Raw genomic sequence first — 16,615 nt, 5'->3', positions numbered from 1 at the left:
TCCGCGGTGTACCGGACGCATCTTCCCAGGTCAGCGACGTGTGACGACCCTACCCGACCCGGGCCCCGGTCGCCTCGTCTGGCCCCGCGCCCGCCGGCGGTAGGGTCCACCGCACGGTCGTCCCTCCTTCGGGTGCCGGCTCCAGCCAGACCCGTCCGCCGTGGTGCTCGACCACCCGCTTGACCAGCGCGAGGCCGATGCCCGTGCCCGAGTACACCTCCTTCGGGTGCAGCCGCTGGAAGATGACGAAGACCCGCTCCGCGTACTGGGGGTCGATCCCGATCCCGTTGTCCGTGCACGAGATCTCCCAGGCGCCGGGTCCCTCCGGTCCGTCGAGGTTGCCGAGCTTGTCGTGGCCGCCCGCCGCCCGGTCCGCCTCGGCATCGCCCACCCACCGGGCCGAGAGGTGCAGGTGCGGCTCGCGCTGCGGGTCACGGAACTTCAGCCCGTTGCCGACGACGTTGGTGACCAGCATGGCGATCAGCGCCGGCTCACCGCGCACCACGGGCAGCGGGTCGTGCGTGACGCGGGCGCCCGCCTCGAGCACCCGCTCCTCGAGGTCGTGCAGCACCTGTGCCAGCACCCGCTCGAGGTCGACGTCCTGCGGCGGTGCGCCCGAGCGCCCCACGCGCGAGAAGCTCAGCAGGTCCTGGATGAGGCGCTGCATCCGGCGGGCGCCGTCCGCGGCGAACTCGATGTACTGGTCGGCCCGCTCGTCCAGGCGGTCGCCGTAGCGCTTCTGCAGCAGCTGGGTGAAGGACGCGACCTTGCGCAGCGGCTCCTGGAGGTCGTGCGACGCCACGTACGCGAACTGCTCCAGGTCCCGGTTGGACCGCTCCAGCTCGGTGTTGGACCTCGCGAGCTCGCGGGCCTGGGCGGCCACCTGGGCTCGCGCGCTCTCCGTCTCGGCGTGCGACTGCCGCACCTCGGCGACCTGCTGCACCAGCTCGCGGCGCATGTGCTCGACGTCGGCCGCGAGCGCGACGATCTCGCCCGCCACCTCCCCCGTCGTCCCGTCGGGCACCTCGACGCGGATCTCGTGGTCGTGCGCACCGGTGCTCGCCTCCCGCACCGACGCCGCGAGCCGGGCGACCGGGTCCGCGACGCGCCGCTGCACGCCGCGCCACGTGACCCAGCCCATGAGCGCGACGAGCAGGACGAGGACCAGCACCACGACCAGGAGGGTCTGGTTCCACGCGCGCGCGGCGTCGATCGCGACGTCCGCGGCGTCGTCGTGCAGGAGCGCGAGCGACCGCTGGACCGCGACCAGCGCGACCGCCAGGGCGAGCAGGAGCACCGTGCCGGCGAACAGCAGCAGGCGGCCGACGACGTCGCGCAGCGCGCGCGGGCGGCTCATGCCCTGGCCCACTCGGCCGAGTCGGCGAGCATCGACGAGCGCTCGCCGACGATGTCGTTGTCGCGCCCCGTCCACCCGACGACGAGGACGGCCGCGTCGTCGGTGAGCGGCCCGCCGTGCAGCACGCGCACCTGGCGCAGCACCCGCTCCACGACCCCGACGATGCCGTGGCGCTGCAGGTCGTCGCTGACGAGCGCGTGCAGGCCCGACTGCCCCAGCCGGGGCACCCGCTCGCGCAGCGGCCCGATGGCGCCCGGCTCGGCGGCGCGCATGGTGGCGAGGCCGACCGCGTCCTTGCCGAGCCCGTCCACCTCGGCCGCCGCGACCTCGGCCTCCACGAGCCCGTCGGTGTAGACCATGAGGGCGAAGGGCCCGTCCAGCCGGACCCGGTCGGGCTCCCACCCGCCGTCCACCGGCACCCCGAGCGCCCGGCCACGACGGGTCGGCGGCAACGCGTCGCACCGCACCTGCCCGACCGGTCCCGTGATCAGCAGCGGCGGCAGGTGCCCCGCGAGGTAGACGTCGACGGACCCGCGGTCGGGCGCCACCACGACCTGGCACAGGGTGACGAAGACCTCGGGCCGGGCGCGCTCCGTGACCAGCACCCGCTCGAGGTGCCCGAGGATGTCCTGCGGCGACGTGCCCGTGAGCACGAGCGTGCGCCACGCCGTGCGCAGGGTCGCGCCCAGCGCGGCCTCGTCCGGCCCGTGGCCCGCGACGTCGCCCACCACGGACAGCACCGTGCCGTCGGCGCGCTCGACCGTGTCGAAGAAGTCCCCGCCGAGGAGGCCGCCGCCACCCGGCAGGTAGCCGACCATCACCGACACCTTGTCGTCGGTCACCAGCGGCGTGGGGAGCAGCGCGCGCTCCAGCCGCGCCGTCTCCTCGGCCCGCACCTCGCTGCGGTACAGGGCTCGCTGCTGGGCCGCCGAGCGCCGCCGCTGGAGCGCGTAGCGCAGGGAGCGGCCCAGCAGGCCCGAGTCCGTCTCCCCCTTGACCAGGTAGTCGTCCGCCCCCGCGGCGACCGCCGCCAACCCTTGGTCGACGCCGGCGTGACCGGTGAGCACCACGAGCGCCGGCAGGTCCCACGCGCGCTCGGCGACGGCCCGCAGGCGCTGCACGGTCGTGAGCCCCACGGCGTCCGGCAGACCCAGGTCGAGCAGCACGCAGTCCACGGAGCCGACGGGGCCCGGCATGTCCAGCGCTTCCTCCGCCTCGGCGACGGTGCGCGCCCGGCGCAGCTCCACCTCGACGCCCGCGTCGTCGAGCAGCTCGGTGACCAGCAGGGCGTCCGCGTCGTCGTCCTCGACGAGAAGGACGACCGCCACCACGTCCTCGGCCGGGTCCTCGGACCCGGTCTGCAGGACGTCGCCGCTGCTCATGGCGGCGATCCTAGCCCGGCACGGCCTCGCGGGGGCAGGGGCAGGCCCGGCGCGTCGCCCGCGACGGTCCCACGGGCACCCCGGCGTCTGCAATGATGGTCGGCCGCACCGGCGCGCCGCGCGCGCCGCGGCACCACCGGGCACGACCACCAGGGACGCAGGGAGGATGCGTGGCGGGCAGGCAGGACGAGCTGGTACGCGAGCAGGCGGTGGTCGACCGCCTCTACGACCGGCTGGACGAGCTGCGGGCCTCGACCCGGGCACGCCTCGCCGCGGTCCGGCGGGAGGGCTCGGTCGGGACGCCGCAGAACCGCAGCGAGCGGGACGCCTTCGCGACCCTGTACGAGGACCGTGCGGCCCAGCTCGACGCGGTCGAGGACCGCCTCGTCTTCGGCCGCCTCGACCTCTCCGACGCCACCACCCGGTACGTGGGCCGGATCGGCCTCGCCGACGACGAGCACCGCTCGCTGCTGACCGACTGGCGCGCCCCCGCCGCCACCGCGTTCTACCGCGCCACGGCGCTGCACCCGGGCGACGTCCGCCGGCGGCGGCACCTCGTGACCCAGCGGCGGTCCGTCACCGGCGTCGAGGACGAGGTCCTCGACCTCGACGCCCTCGCGGACGACGGCGGGGGCGTCCCGGACGGCGACGGCGTCCTCGCCGCGTCCTCCCTGTCGGGCGAGGGCGCGCTCCTGGCCTCCCTGGCGAGCCGGCGCACCGGCCGCATGACCGACATCGTCGCGACCATCCAGGCGGAGCAGGACCGCATCATCCGGGCCGACCTCGCCGGCGCGCTCGTCGTGCAGGGCGGGCCGGGCACGGGCAAGACCGCCGTCGCGCTGCACCGCGCGGCCTACCTCCTGTACGCCCACCGCCGCCTGCTGGAGCGCAGCGGCGTGCTCCTCGTCGGACCCAGCCGCGCGTTCCTGCGCTACATCGACCAGGTGCTCCCGTCGCTCGGTGAGACGGGCGTCGTGGCCACGACCATCGGCGAGCTCGTGCCCGGGGTGCGGGCCACCGCGACGGAGCGTCCGGCGGTCGCCGAGATCAAGGGGCGGCTGCTCTGGCGGGACGTCGTCCGCCGGGCCGTGCGCGCCCGCGAGCGGGTTCCCGCCGCGGACCTGCCGGTGCGCGTCGAGGGCCACGACTACGTGATCCGCCGGCGCGACGTGCGCGACGCGATCGCCCGCGCGCGCCGCAGCCACAAGCCGCACAACGAGGCGCGGCCGGTCTTCGTGCGCGAGATGCTGTCGAAGCTGGTGGACCAGTACCGCGCGGACGTCGACAGCGAGCTGACGCCCGAGGACGTCTCGATGGTGACCGAGGACCTGCGCGCCCACCGCGAGGTGCGCGTCGCCCTCAACCTCGCCTGGTTCCCGCTCACCCCCCAGCGGCTCGTCTCGGACCTGTTCGCCAAGCCCCACCGCCTCGCGGAGGCGGCGCCGGAGCTGACCGCGGCCGAGCGCGAGCTGCTGCGCAGGCCGGCCGACTCCCCCTGGACCGACGACGACGTGCCGCTGCTCGACGAGGCGGCGGAGCTGCTCGGCGAGGACGACTCGCTCGCCCGGGCCGAGGCCCGCGCCCGCGAGGCCGAGCGGGCGGCCGAGCTGGAGTACGCACGGTCCGTCCTGCAGTCCACCGGCGCCGGCGGCGGGCTCGTCGACGCCGAGACCCTCGCCGCCCGCTTCGAGACCACGGGGCCGCGGCTGACCACGGCGGAACGGGCCGCCACGGACCGGTCCTGGACGTACGGGCACGTCGTGGTCGACGAGGCACAGGAGCTGTCCCCCATGGCCTGGCGCGCCCTCGTGCGCCGGGTCCCGACCCGCTCGATGACCGTCGTGGGCGACGTCGCGCAGACGTCGTCGGCCGCCGGGGCGCGGTCGTGGGCCGAGGCGCTCGACCCCGTGCTGCGCGGGTCGTGGCGGCTGGAGGAGCTCACCGTGAGCTACCGCACCCCGGCGGAGGTCGCGGACGCCGCGCAGCGCATGGCCGCGGCGGCCGGCCTGCCGACGTCGCCGCTGACGGCGGCCCGTCAGGTGGACGGCTCGCTGGAGCTGACGCGTGTGGCGCCGGCCGCCGGTTCCGGGCATCCCGGGCTCGCCGGGGAGGCCGTCGCCCAGGCGACCGCGGTGGCGCGCACCTTCGTCGCGGCCGACGGCTCCGGCCGGGTCGCCGTGATCGCCGCGGCGGACCGCGTCACCGGGCTGAGCGACGCCCTGGCGGCGGCCCTGCCCGAGGCGCTCGGTCAGCCCGAGGCCGAGCGCCTGCTCGCGCAGCGCCCGGAGGACGCGCAGCTGCTCGTGCTGGACCCGCGCTCCGCGAAGGGTCTCGAGTTCGACGCCGTCGTCCTGGTGGAGCCGGCGGCCGTCGTCGACGGGGACGGCGGGGCGTCCGACCTCTACGTCGCCATGACCCGTCCGACCCAGCGGCTCGTCGTCGTCCACTCCCGGTCGCTGCCCGAGGGGATCGTCGAGCGGGTCGCCGCGTGAGACAGGTTTGTCCCCGGCGGGCGGACGGCGCACCATAGGCGGGTGCTGCGAGCCCTTCTCCTCGAGAACGTCCACCCTGTTGCCGCCCAGAATCTCCGCGACGCGGGGATCGAGGTCGTCGAGCGCTCCGGGGCGCTCGACGAGAACGAGCTGATCGAGTCCCTCGCGGACGTCCAGATCCTCGGCATCCGGTCCAAGACCCAGGTCACCCGCAAGGTGGTCGAGAACGCGCCCGGGCTGCTGGCGGTCGGCACCTTCAGCATCGGCACCAACCAGATCGACCTCGCCGCGGCCGCCGCGCACGGCGTCGCCGTCTTCAACGCCCCGTACTCCAACACCCGGTCGGTCGTGGAGCTCGCGCTCGCCGAGATCATCGCCCTCACCCGCCGCCTCACCGTGCGGGACAAGGCCCTGCACGACGGCGTGTGGGACAAGACCGCGGAGGGCGCCCACGAGGTCCGCGGGCGCACGCTCGGCATCATCGGGTACGGCAACATCGGGTCCCAGCTGTCCGTGCTCGCCGAGAACCTCGGGATGCGCGTGGTCTTCTACGACGCCGCCGAGAAGCTGGCCCTGGGCAACGCCCACCGGGTGGAGACGCTCGACGAGCTGCTGGCGGTCGCCGACGCGGTGACGATCCACGTCGACGGGCGACCGGGCAACGCGGGCCTGTTCGGGGCCGACCTCTTCGACCGCATGAAGCCCGGCGCCATCTTCCTCAACCTGTCGCGCGGGTTCGTGGTGGACGTCGCCGCCCTCCGGGAGCACATCCTGTCCGGGCACCTCTCGGGCGCCGCGGTCGACGTCTTCCCGACCGAGCCCAAGAAGCGCGGCGACGGCTTCGCCTCCGAGCTGCGCGGGCTGGACAACGTCATCCTCACGCCGCACGTCGGCGGGTCGACCGAGGAGGCCCAGGAGGCCATCGGCGAGTTCGTCTCCAAGAAGGTGCGCGACTACGTGCAGACCGGCTCGACGACGCTCTCCGTCAACCTGCCGAACCTCCAGCTCGAGCACACCGGCGTGGGCCGCATCATGCTCCTGCACCGCAACGTGCCGGGCGTGCTGGCCGCCGTCAACCAGGTCTTCGCCGACCACGGAGCCAACATCGAGGCGCAGATGCTCGCCACCCGCGGCGACCTCGGGTACGTGGTCACCGACATCTCGGACGTCACCCAGCGCGGCGCCTCCGTGAAGCTCCAGGAGATGGCCTCCACGGTCCGGCTGCGGATCCGCGACGCCTTCGAGCGGCCCGAGTTCCCGCCCGGGCCCGCCGCGGGCTGAGCGGCACCTGCCGAGACACGTCGAGGGCGCCCCGCGCTTGCGGGGCGCCCTCGCGCGTCGTCGCGGCCCGTGCGACAGGCCGGACGACCTAGCTGTACCCGGCCACGAGGTTGGTTACAGCCGGCTGAGCGGGGGTAGTCCGCCGAGGGCTTGGTGGCGACGTCGGGTGTTGTAGTACTCGATCCAGGGTGCCAGGGCGGCGGCGCGTTCGTCGTTGGAGGTGAAGACCTGCCGGTAGGCCCACTCGGTGGCCAGGGTCCGGTTGAGGCGCTCGACCTTGCCGTTCTGCCAGGGGCAGTGCGGCTTGATGAACTTCTGCCGGATGCCGTGGGCGGCGCAGATTTCGCGCAGCGACCAACGGTAGGCCCAGGCGTTGTCGGTCATGAGGCGTTCGATCCGGGTGATGCCGTGGTGGGCGAAGTGGGCGATCGCGCGGTTCAGGAAGGCCGCGCAGGTGGTGCCCTTCTCGTCGGCCAGGGTCTCGGAGTAGGCCAGTCGGGAGTGATCATCCACGAGCGAGTGGACGTAGTCGTAGCCGATCGGGGACTTGTCGGTGCGGGACTGGTGGTTCGACGTGCTCCCGCCTCGGCCTCGCCAGCCGCCGCCGTCGGGGATACGGCCGAGCTTCTTGACGTCCATGTGGACCAGCTCGCCGGGCCGGTCGCGCTCGTAGCGCACGGTAGTCGTCTTCGAAGCCCGCAGCCGTTCGCCGGTCATCGGGTCCAGGAGCGCCAGGTGCGGCATGTCGTGACGGGCCAGGATCCGCGAGACCGTCCGGGCCGGCACACCGGCCTCGGCCGCGATCCAGTCCCGTCCGCGCCGCTCGACCCGGCGCATCGCCACCACCTTCGCCTCGACCTTGGCCGGTGTCTTGGTCGCGCACCGGTGCGGGCGTGAGGACCTGTCGGCCAGTCCGGCTTCGCCCTCGGTGGCGAACCGGGCCAACCAGTGCCGGACGCACTTGCGTGAGACTCCCATCGCGGCAGCGATGTGGGCTTGCTTCCAACCCTGCCGGCGACGTTCGACGATCAGCATCCTGCCGCGAACGGTCAGGCGGGCATTAGCGTGGGACACGAGGACCTCCGGACTGGTGAAGGCGTCAGACATCTCCACTAAGCCCGGAGGTCCTCCCTTCGACAACCGGAACTGGCACCAACCTCGTGGCCGGGTACACCTAGCCGGACTTGCGCCGGAACATCTTCTGCACGGGCCCTGCGGTCTCGGAGCCGTGGACCGAGCCCGTGTTCCGGTCGGACCCTGCCGACGGGTGCCGGGCGGCGTTCTTCTTCTCGAGCGCCTCGCGGAACTTCGCCTTCGTGTCCTCGCTGGGCGTCGTGTCCTGGCTGTCCTTCGCGGGCTCCGGGTTACTCTCTGCCGTCATCGCGACCACCTCGTCCGTCTCGTCGGGGTGTGCGTGCTGACGTCGACCGTCCGCAGCACCTGATCCCGCCCAGCATGGTGCACCCGATCCGGGTGCGCCACAGTTTTCCGTCCCTCGTCAGCCCCGATGTCCGTCGTCAGCCCCGCACCGGGGTCTCGTCGTCGGTGGACCCCTCCTCGCCGGTGGAGGCGCCGGCCGCGCCCTGCCCGTCCGTGCGCACCCCGTCGGGGGCCTCGGGGTCGGCCCCGTCCCGGACGCCCGTCCCGTCCGCGTCGCGCTGCGCCGCCCGCGCCGCACGCTCGGCCCGCTCGGCCCGCTCGGCCCGCTCGGCCCGCAAGGACGTGATGGCGCTCTCGAAGTCCTCCAGGGAGTCGAAGTCCTGGTAGACGCTCGCGAAGCGCAGGTAGGCCACCTCGTCGAGCTCGCGCAGCGGGCCGAGGATCGCCAGTCCCACCTCGTAGGCGTCGATCTCGGGGCTGCCAGTGCCCCGCAGCGTCTCCTCGACCTTCTGCGCGAGGAGAGCCAGGTCGTCCGCGCTCACCGGCCTGCCCTGGCACGCCTTGCGGACCCCGGAGACGATCTTGTCCCGGCTGAACGGCTCGGTCGCCCCGGAGCGCTTGACGACGGAGAGGCTGGCTGTCTCGATCGTGGTGAAACGCCGCTGGCATGCCGGGCACTGGCGACGCCGACGGATGGTGGTGCCGTCGTCGGACGTCCTGGAGTCGACGACGCGGGAGTCCGCGTGGCGACAGAACGGGCAGTGCATCGGATTCTCCTGCGCTCGGTGCCGGACCGGCGCCCGGCTGCCGACAACGTAGGCGGGGACCCGTACCCCGCGCAACACGCCGGCCGCCCGACGAGGCCGTCACTCGAGCGGGAGGAGAACCACCTGCCCGACCTGCAGGTCGGCCGAGTCGAGCTCGTTGAGGTCCCGCAGGTCCGCCACGACCTCCCGCACGTCCTGCTGCCCCCCGGCGATCACGCGCGCGTACTCCCACAGCGACTCCCCCGGCGCCACGGTGTGCAGGCGGACCTCGAGCGGTCCGCCCGGGGACCCGGCCACCGCCTGCTGCCCCACCAGCCCGGCCGCCGCGACGACGAGGACCGTGAGCAGGACGACCACGAGGCGCCCGCGGCGGGTCAGGCGGAGGCCGCCGAGCCCGAGGAACCCGGGAGCGTGGGGGGTGCTGGCCATGATGGTGGTCCTCTCGTCCTGGCGGGGCCGGTCGTCGCGGGCCGCCGGGCCCGCCCTGACCGATCGAACATCCGTTCGTCGAACACCTGTACCAAGGTGTAGCACACGACGGCGACACGGTCGAGCATTTCTCGAACAGATGTTTGATGCCGGGGACGATCTGACCTAGAGTGACAGCAGCACGATGGAGGGTTTGTCGGATTTCAGGCGTCGATCGACGGGAGAACGTCATGACGAGCGGACGGGACGAGGCAGTCGGGACGGCCGGCCCGGCGCTGGCGTCCGTGAGCGAGCTCACGCCGGGCGCCGACCGGCTGACGCCGCGACAGCGGCGCGTGCTGGACACCATCCGTGAGTCCGTGGAGTCCCGCGGGTACCCCCCGACCATGCGCGAGATCGGCGTGGCCGTCGGCCTCGCGAGCCCGTCGTCGGTCAAGCACCAGCTCACCACCCTGGAGCGCAAGGGCTACCTTCGCCGCGACCCCAACCGGCCGCGCGCGATCGAGGTGGTCGACCCGGAGGCGGAGGCCACGGTCGACGCCCTGACGCCGGGCGCCAGGCCCGCGCTCCAGTCCGTCCTCGCCGAGTCGCCGGACGACGAGACCCCGGCGCCGTCGTACGTGCCCCTGGTGGGACGCATCGCGGCGGGCGGCCCGATCCTTGCCGAGCAGGTCGTGGAGGACGTCTTCCCGCTCCCGCGACAGGTGGTCGGTGACGGCGAGCTGTTCCTGCTCAAGGTCGCGGGCGACTCGATGATCGACGCCGCCATCTGCGACGGCGACTGGGTCGTCGTGCGACGCCAGCCCGTGGCCGAGAACGGCGAGGTGGTCGCGGCCATGATCGACGGCGAGGCCACGGTCAAGACCTTCAAGCAGTCGGACGGTCACGTCTGGTTGCTGCCCCAGAACACGGCCTACGCGCCGATCCCCGGCGACGCCGCCCAGGTGCTCGGCCGCGTGGTGGCGGTCCTGCGCAGCCTCTGACCTGCGGGCTGCGACCCGACGGCTCCGACGCGCGGAGCGGACGGGCAGTGGGTCAGAGTCCGAGCCGCGCCTGGACCTCGCGCATGCTTCGGGCGGAGGCGCGCAGCCCTGCGACCTCGTCGTCCGACAACGGCGTGTCGATCGTCTCGGCGACGCCGCGCCGGTCCACGAGCGACGGCACGGACAGGCAGACGTCGCTGATGCCGTAGAAGTCGTCGAGCCGCGACGACACGGACATCACCCGGTGCTCGTCGTTGAGGATCGCCTCGATGATGCGCGTCGCGGCGAGCCCGACGGCGTAGTTCGTCGCCCCCTTGCCGGCGATGACCCGGTACGCGGACGACACGACGTCCTCCGCGATGCGCTGTCTCGCGGCGGCGTCGAGGGGCTCGTGGTCGCTGAACGGGCGCCAGTCCAGCAGCGGCACTCCCGCGATCGTCGCCGAGCTCCACAGCACGATCTCGGTGTCGCCGTGCTCCCCCGCGATGTTGGCGTGCACGTTACCGACCGCGACGCCGCAGTGGCGGGCGACGGCGTCGCGCAGCCGGGAGGAGTCCAGCACCGTGCCGCTGCCGAGCACCCGCTCGTGCGGAAGGCCGCTGATCTGCTGCGCCGCGTAGGTCACGACGTCGACCGGGTTCGTCACCATGAGGAAGACCGCGTCGGGAGCGACCTCGACCAGCCGGGGCAGGAGCGTGCGCGTCAGGCTCACGGTGGCCTCCGCCAGGTCCAGCCGTGACTGCCCGGGCTGCTGCTTCGCTCCCGCCGTGACCGCCACCACGTCGGCGCCGCGGCAGATCTCCAGGTCGTCGGAGCCGTCGATCTCCGCCTGCGGGATGAACATGCTCCCGTGCCGGAGGTCGAGCACCTCCGCCTCCACCTTGGACCGGTTGATGTCCGTGAGGACGACCGAGCGGGCGGCGCCGCGCGCGAGAGCCGCGTACGCGAGCGTCGCGCCCACCGCCCCGGCGCCGACGATCGCCAGCTTGGTCGTGCCGCGCGTCTCCGGGCGGGCTGCGGCCGGGGTCAGGGGCGAGGACGAGGCTTCGGGCACGCCTTCAGGCTAGGTGTCGAGCCGGCGGAGCGCAGCACGGGCGAGGTCGCCGTCGGTGGTCGGCCAGAAGTCGGGCATCGACCGGGTGAGGAACGTGCAGTACCGGGCCGTGGCCAGCCGGGGGTCGAGCACCGCGACCACGCCCCGGTCCGCCGACGTCCGCACCAGGCGGCCGGCGCCCTGCGCCAGGAGCAGTGCCGCGTGCGTCGCCGACACCTGCATGAAGCCGTTCCCGCCCGACTCCTCGACCGCGCGCGCCCGGGCCGCCTTGACCGGGTCGTCGGGCCGCGGGAACGGGATCCGGTCGATCAGCACCAGCTGGCAGGCGGGGCCGGGCACGTCCACCCCCTGCCACAGCGAGAGGGTGCCGAAGAGGCAGGTCGCCGGGTCCTCGGCGAACTGGCGGACGAGCGTCGGCAGCTGGTCGTCGCCCTGGCACAGGACCGGCACGTCGAGCCGCTCGCGCATCGCCTCCGCTGCCGCCACGGCCGCGCGGCGGGACGAGAACAGGCCCAGCGTGCGCCCGCCGGCGGCCTCGACGAGACCGGCGATCTCGTCGAGCTGCGCGTCGGTCGTCGGCTCCCGTCCGGGCGCCGGCAGGTGACGCGCCACGTACAGGATGCCCTGGCGGGGGTAGTCGAACGGGCTGCCGACGTCGAGTCCGGACCAGTCGGGGGTCCGGTCCGTGCCGTTCGACCCCGCGAGCCCCAGCGACCGGGCCAGCGGGTCGAACGACCCGCCGAGGGTCAGCGTCGCCGACGTGAACACCCCCGTGGCCTCACCGAGGAGGTGCGTGCGGATGAGGCCCGCGACCGCCAGCGGCGCCGCGTGCAGCCGGGTGACACCGTCCCCCGACCAGGGCGCGTGCTCGGAGGGGCGCGAGCACCACAGGACGTCCGCGGTGGTGTCCTCGGCGGCCATCCGTTCGGCGACCTCGAACAGCTGCAGCACGGCGGACTGGGCCAGCTTCAGCCCCGCGTCGGCCGCACCGGCCTCGGAGCCCGCCTTGCCGCCCGGCGCCGAGCCGCCCGCCGGCTTGAGCCTCGTCAGCAGCTCGCGGGAGGCGTCTCGCACGGCCGCGACCGCGAGGCGCAGGTCGTCGGGCAGGCCGGCGGGGAACCGCTCGGCGGGCGCGGTGGCCAGCAACGAGCCGAGCCGCTGGGACGCCTGGTCCAGCTGCTCCGTCTCCGTGCCGCCGTGGCGCCGGGCGAGGCGGGCCGCGTGCTCCACCACCGTGAGCGACAGGTCCACCGTGGCCGAGGCGGTGACCCGCTCGGCGAGCTCGTGCGCCTCGTCCACCACGACCGTGTCGTGCTCCGGCAGCACCCCGGTGTTGCCGGACGCGGCGATGCCGAGCATCGCGTGGTTGGTCACGACGACGTCGGCCTCCCGCGCCGCGGCCCTGGCCTGCTCGGGGAAGCACTCCGCCAGCAGCGGGCACCGGTTGCCCAGGCACTCCATCGCGGTCACGGACACCTGACGCCACGCCCGGTCGGGCACGCCGGGCACGAGGTCGTCGCGGTCCCCGGTGTCCGTCTCGTCCGCCCACGCGTGCAGCCGGCGCACGTGGTCGGCGAGGCGTGCGGGCTCGTCGGCCCGCCCGCCCCGCGGCCCGGCGCCCGCGGCCGTCCCGCCCGGTGCCGGGTGCTGCTCGGCGGCCGCTCCCTCGCCCGGCCCCGGGTCGGCCGGCAGGTCGAAGAGGGTCGCACCCTCGCTCGGGTAGCCGCCGGTGACCTTGTGCTTGCACAGGTAGTTGTGCCACCCCTTGAGCAGCGCCACCTTGGGCGCGCGGGGCAGCCGTGGGCCCACCGTCTCGGCGACCAGCGGAAGGTCGCGCGTGACGACCTGCCGCTGCAGCGCCAGCGTGGCCGTCGAGACCAGCACGCGGCGACCGTCCACGACGGCGTGCCGGACGGCGGGCACGAGGTACCCGAGCGACTTGCCGGTGCCCGTCCCGGCCTGGACGAGCAGGTGGCGGCCGTCCTCGACGGACTCGGCGACGGCGGCCGCCATGCGGTGCTGCCCCTCGCGCCTGCCACCGCCCAGGCCCTCGACCGCCAGGTCGAGCAGGTCGTCGGCTCGGGGCACGGTCGAGGCGTCCGGAGGAGTCACCCGACGATCCTAGGCGCGACCGCCCACGGTCGTGACGACTCCTCCACCGTCCCGCGGCACGACAGGCGGCGAGACCGCCGGCCGACCCGTCAGACCGACGCCGCCCGCAGGTCGGCCGCCAGCCCCTCGTCCACGCGGCCGTGCACCCGCGTGCCCTCGGGCAGGTGCTCGGTGCGCACCCCGCCGCCCAGCTCGTGCGCGCGGTGCACCAGGTCGCCGCGGGAGTACGGCACCACGAGGTCGACCTCGACGTGCGGGCGCGGCAGCTCGGCGGCGACGAGGGCCCGCAGCTCGGCGACGCCCTCCCCGGTGTGCGCGGAGACGACGACCGTGCGCCGCTCGCGCCGCTGGATCCGTCCCACGACCTCCGGGTCGGCGACGTCCGCCTTGTTGAGCACGACGACCTCGGGGACGTCGGCGATGCCGGGGATCTCGGAGAGGACCTCGCGCACCGCGGTGATCTGACCCTCGGGGTCAGGGTGCGAGGCGTCCACCACGTGCAGCAGCAGGGTGGCGTCGCCCACCTCCTCCAGCGTGGAGCGGAAGGCCTCGACGAGCTGGTGCGGCAGGTGCCGCACGAACCCGACCGTGTCGGTCAGCGTGTACGGCCGGCCGTCGTCGGTCCGCGCCCGGCGGACGGTCGGGTCCAGCGTGGCGAACAGGGCGTTCTCCACGAGCACGCCGGCGTCGGTCATGGCGTTGAGCAGCGACGACTTGCCGGCGTTGGTGTACCCGGCGATCGCCACGTTCGGCACGGCGTGGCGCCTGCGCTCGAGCCGCTTCGTCTCGCGAGCGGGCTTCATCGCGGCGATCTCGCGGCGCAGCTTGGACATGCGCCCCCGGATGCGCCGGCGGTCGAGCTCGATCTTGGTCTCACCGGGCCCGCGGGAACCCATGCCGGCCCCCTGCCCGCCGACCTGCCCGCCGGCCTGCCGCGACATCGAGTCGCCCCAGCCGCGCAGGCGGGGCAGCAGGTACTCGAGCTGCGCCAGCTCGACCTGGGCCTTGCCCTCCCGCGACTTGGCGTGCTGGGCGAAGATGTCGAGGATCAGGGCGGTGCGGTCGACCACCTTGACCTTGACGATGTCCTCCAGCGCGCGCCGCTGCGAGGGCGCGAGCTCGGTGTCCGCGACCACGGTGTCCGCGCCGACGGCGGCCACGATCTCGGCGAGCGACGCCGCCTTCCCGGAGCCGAGGTACGTGCCCGGGTCGGGCTTCTGGCGCCGCTGCAGCAGGCCGTCGAGCACCTCGGAGCCGGCGGTCTCGGCGAGCGCGGCCAGCTCGCGCAGCGAGACCTCGGCCTCGCGCGCCGCGGCCTCGCCGCCGTAGTAGAGCCCCACGAGCACGACCTTCTCGAGCCGCAGCTGGCGGTACTCGACCTCGGTGACGTCCTCGAGCTCCGTGGACAGCCCGGCCACCCGGCGCAGCGCGGCGCGCTCGGCCAGGTCGAGCTGGTCGCCGTCGTGGGCGGTGTGGACCGTGGTGCCCTCGGAGCGCGCCGTCCCGGCCCGGGCCAGCACCCGTGCCACCACGTCGTCCGCGATCGCCTGGGCGTCGGTCGCGTCCTCCGGGACGCCCTCGGACGTGTGCGGGGTGTCGGGGTCGGTCGGGAAACGGGTCAAGGTGCGCCTTTCGGACGGAACGGGGAGGTTCGCGAGCGGGTGCGGGGGCGGCAGGAAGCAGCCGCGTCCCGCGGTCCCTCGTACAACAAGGGTCGCACGCCGGATCGTCCCGGCACAGCGAAAATCACCGCGGGCGAACGGCCCGGGCGCCGCGTCGTCGCCCGTAGGAGTCGCCCGTAGGATCGGGCACGTGAGCGAGCAGCCGGACCACTACTTCACCGCCCGCCCCGCCTCGGACGCCGAGCGCCGGACCCTCGCGGTGCAGCTCGCGGGCCGCGAGGTCGAGGTCGACGTCGCCGCCGGGATCTTCTCCCCCGGCGGGCTGGACAAGGGCACCCGGGTCCTGCTCGACGAGGTCCCCGACCCCCCGGCGGAGGGCGACCTGCTCGACCTCGGGTGCGGGTGGGGGCCGATCGCGCTGACCATGGCGCTGCGCTCCCCCGGCGCCACCGTCTGGGCGGTGGACGTCAACGAGCGCGCGCTCGACCTGCTCCGCTCCACGGCCGACCGGCTCGGGCTGCGCAACCTGCACGCGGTGACGGCCGACCAGGTCCCGGCCGACGTCCGCTTCGCCGCCGTGTGGTCGAACCCGCCGATCCGGGTGGGCAAGGCGGCGCTGCACGACCTGCTGGGCACCTGGCTGCCCCGCCTCGCCGACGGCGGCGACGCGCGGCTGGTCGTGGCCAAGAACCTCGGCGCGGACTCCCTGTCCCGGTGGATCGAGGCCGAGCTGGGCCTGCCGACCCGCCGGGAGGCGTCGTCGAAGGGGTTCCGGGTGCTGCGCGTGACCCGCTGAGCGAGCGGCCCGCCGCGCCCGTCCTCAGCGCGCCAGCAGCGGGGCGACGGCCGCGACCGCCTCGGTGGGTTCCTCGGGCATCGCCCAGAACACGTGCGCGACGCCCAGGGCGTCGAGCCGCGGCAGGTCCTCCGCGACCTGCTCCGCCGAGCCGGTCAGCGGGGTCCGCTCGTCCAGCGGTGCCGCCGTCACGGCGCCGTTCACCTGCACGACGACGGGGCCGGCGTCGGTGCCCGCCTCCCGCGCCGCCGCGCGGTAGGTCTCGATCATGCCGGTCAGCGAGACCCAGTCGAAGACGACGAGCGTCAGCCCGGCGCCGAGCCGCGCCGCGCGACCGAGCGAGGCGGGCGCGCCCGCGCCGAGCAGGAGCGTGGGACCGCCCGGGCGCACCGGCTTGGGCCCGATCTCGCACTCGGGCACGTGGTGGAACCGCCCGTCGAACCTCACGGGGTCCGGGCCCCAGACGGCCCGCATCGCCCGCAGGTGCTCCTCGAAGCCCGCGCCGCGACGCGACATCGGCACCCCGGCCGCCTCGAACTCCTCGGCCATCCAGCCCTGCCCGACGCCCGCGAGCAGCCGCCCGCCCGACAGCCGGTCGAGGGTCGCGAGGCGGCGGGCCAGGACCACCGGCGCGTGGAAGAGCCCGTCGAGCACGCTGGTGCCCAGCGCGACCCGGTCGGTCCGCGCCGCGGCGTAGGAGAGCACCTCCAGCGGGTCGTACACGCACGCGAAGCCCTCGGGCGGGTCCATCACCGGTCCGCCAGGCCCGCCCATCGCGATCGGCCGGGTCGGCCGCAGCAGTCGCTCGTTCGTCCAGACCGAGCCGAGCCCGGCCCGCTCGGCGTCCTGCGCCACCCGGAGCATCAGCTCCGGTGACGCCTGCGGTCCGCTGGTCGGCAGGCTCACCCCGAGCTGCACGCCGCTCATCCCGCTGCCCTCCCGTGGTCGGTGACGCAGGCT

The 16,615-nt window shown here is 74.5% G+C and carries 14 protein-coding genes; 4 read left to right on the top strand and 10 right to left on the bottom strand.

The window, feature by feature from the left end; all coding sequences use genetic code 11:
* Positions 1-49: 49 nt before the first annotated feature.
* Together IEW03_RS09310 and IEW03_RS09305 are read right to left on the bottom strand one after the other, a co-directional pair.
* The gene (locus IEW03_RS09310) at positions 50-1,357 is read right to left on the bottom strand and encodes a sensor histidine kinase (protein ID WP_188523382.1); all 1,308 of its coding nucleotides are present in this window, start codon (positions 1,355-1,357) and stop codon (positions 50-52) included.
* The gene (locus tag IEW03_RS09305) at positions 1,354-2,739 is read right to left on the bottom strand and encodes a PP2C family protein-serine/threonine phosphatase (protein ID WP_188523381.1); all 1,386 of its coding nucleotides are present in this window, start codon (positions 2,737-2,739) and stop codon (positions 1,354-1,356) included. Before IEW03_RS09305 ends, IEW03_RS09310 begins: the two co-directional genes overlap by 4 nt.
* Before the next feature lie 170 nt (positions 2,740-2,909).
* Between IEW03_RS09305 and IEW03_RS09300 the strand changes: the two genes are divergently transcribed.
* Together IEW03_RS09300 and serA are read left to right on the top strand one after the other, a co-directional pair.
* A complete protein-coding gene (locus IEW03_RS09300) occupies positions 2,910-5,231 on the top strand; it encodes a HelD family protein (RefSeq protein WP_229737863.1) in 2,322 nt (773 codons plus the stop codon).
* A 42-nt stretch (positions 5,232-5,273) separates the two neighbouring features.
* The gene (gene serA, locus IEW03_RS09295) at positions 5,274-6,512 is read left to right on the top strand and encodes a phosphoglycerate dehydrogenase (protein WP_188523380.1); all 1,239 of its coding nucleotides are present in this window, start codon (positions 5,274-5,276) and stop codon (positions 6,510-6,512) included.
* Between the two features lie 114 nt (positions 6,513-6,626).
* On the opposite strand, the gene IEW03_RS09290 is transcribed toward serA, so the two are convergent.
* The 4 genes from IEW03_RS09290 to IEW03_RS09275 form a co-directional block, all read right to left on the bottom strand.
* Positions 6,627-7,586, bottom strand: coding sequence for an IS481 family transposase (locus tag IEW03_RS09290; protein WP_188523487.1), 960 nt, complete (start codon positions 7,584-7,586; stop codon positions 6,627-6,629).
* Between the two features lie 100 nt (positions 7,587-7,686).
* Positions 7,687-7,893 carry a DUF5302 domain-containing protein gene (locus tag IEW03_RS09285; RefSeq protein ID WP_188523379.1) on the bottom strand — a complete coding sequence of 69 codons (207 nt, stop codon included), beginning with the start codon at positions 7,891-7,893 and terminating at the stop codon, positions 7,687-7,689.
* Positions 7,894-8,029: 136 nt separating this feature from the next.
* Positions 8,030-8,659 carry a transcriptional regulator NrdR gene (nrdR, locus tag IEW03_RS09280; protein WP_229737862.1) on the bottom strand — a complete coding sequence of 210 codons (630 nt, stop codon included), beginning with the start codon at positions 8,657-8,659 and terminating at the stop codon, positions 8,030-8,032.
* Positions 8,660-8,758: 99 nt separating this feature from the next.
* Positions 8,759-9,088: a LysM peptidoglycan-binding domain-containing protein gene (locus IEW03_RS09275; protein WP_188523378.1), complete on the bottom strand. Its 330-nt coding sequence runs from the start codon at positions 9,086-9,088 to the stop codon at positions 8,759-8,761.
* 230 nt (positions 9,089-9,318) lie between these two features.
* Between IEW03_RS09275 and lexA the strand changes: the two genes are divergently transcribed.
* Complete coding sequence (gene lexA / locus IEW03_RS09270) at positions 9,319-10,071, top strand: transcriptional repressor LexA (RefSeq protein ID WP_188523377.1); 753 nt, start codon at positions 9,319-9,321, stop codon at positions 10,069-10,071.
* Positions 10,072-10,123: 52 nt separating this feature from the next.
* On the opposite strand, the gene IEW03_RS09265 is transcribed toward lexA, so the two are convergent.
* The 3 genes from IEW03_RS09265 to hflX all read right to left on the bottom strand — a co-directional run bounded on the left by IEW03_RS09265 (position 10,124) and on the right by hflX (position 14,859).
* Positions 10,124-11,125 carry an L-lactate dehydrogenase gene (locus IEW03_RS09265; RefSeq protein WP_229737861.1) on the bottom strand — a complete coding sequence of 334 codons (1,002 nt, stop codon included), beginning with the start codon at positions 11,123-11,125 and terminating at the stop codon, positions 10,124-10,126.
* 9 nt (positions 11,126-11,134) lie between these two features.
* Positions 11,135-13,237, bottom strand: a complete 2,103-nt coding sequence (locus IEW03_RS09260; protein WP_188523376.1) for an ATP-dependent DNA helicase — start codon at positions 13,235-13,237, stop codon at positions 11,135-11,137.
* Positions 13,238-13,326: 89 nt separating this feature from the next.
* Complete coding sequence (gene hflX, locus IEW03_RS09255; RefSeq protein ID WP_188523375.1) at positions 13,327-14,859, bottom strand: GTPase HflX; 1,533 nt, start codon at positions 14,857-14,859, stop codon at positions 13,327-13,329.
* A gap of 190 nt (positions 14,860-15,049) precedes the next feature.
* Here hflX and IEW03_RS09250 point away from each other — a divergent pair, with 190 nt between their 5' ends.
* Positions 15,050-15,655, top strand: coding sequence for a class I SAM-dependent methyltransferase (locus tag IEW03_RS09250; RefSeq protein ID WP_188523374.1), 606 nt, complete (start codon positions 15,050-15,052; stop codon positions 15,653-15,655).
* 24 nt (positions 15,656-15,679) lie between these two features.
* Here IEW03_RS09250 and IEW03_RS09245 read toward each other — a convergent pair whose 3' ends face one another.
* The gene (locus IEW03_RS09245) at positions 15,680-16,582 is read right to left on the bottom strand and encodes a TIGR03619 family F420-dependent LLM class oxidoreductase (RefSeq protein WP_229737860.1); all 903 of its coding nucleotides are present in this window, start codon (positions 16,580-16,582) and stop codon (positions 15,680-15,682) included.
* Positions 16,583-16,615: the final 33 nt, after the last annotated feature.

Source organism: Isoptericola cucumis, from assembly GCF_014635665.1.
Lineage (GTDB): Bacteria > Actinomycetota > Actinomycetes > Actinomycetales > Cellulomonadaceae > Isoptericola > Isoptericola cucumis.
Note: the sequence above shows the minus strand (reverse complement) of the source record. Positions and strands in the feature narration are given on the sequence as shown.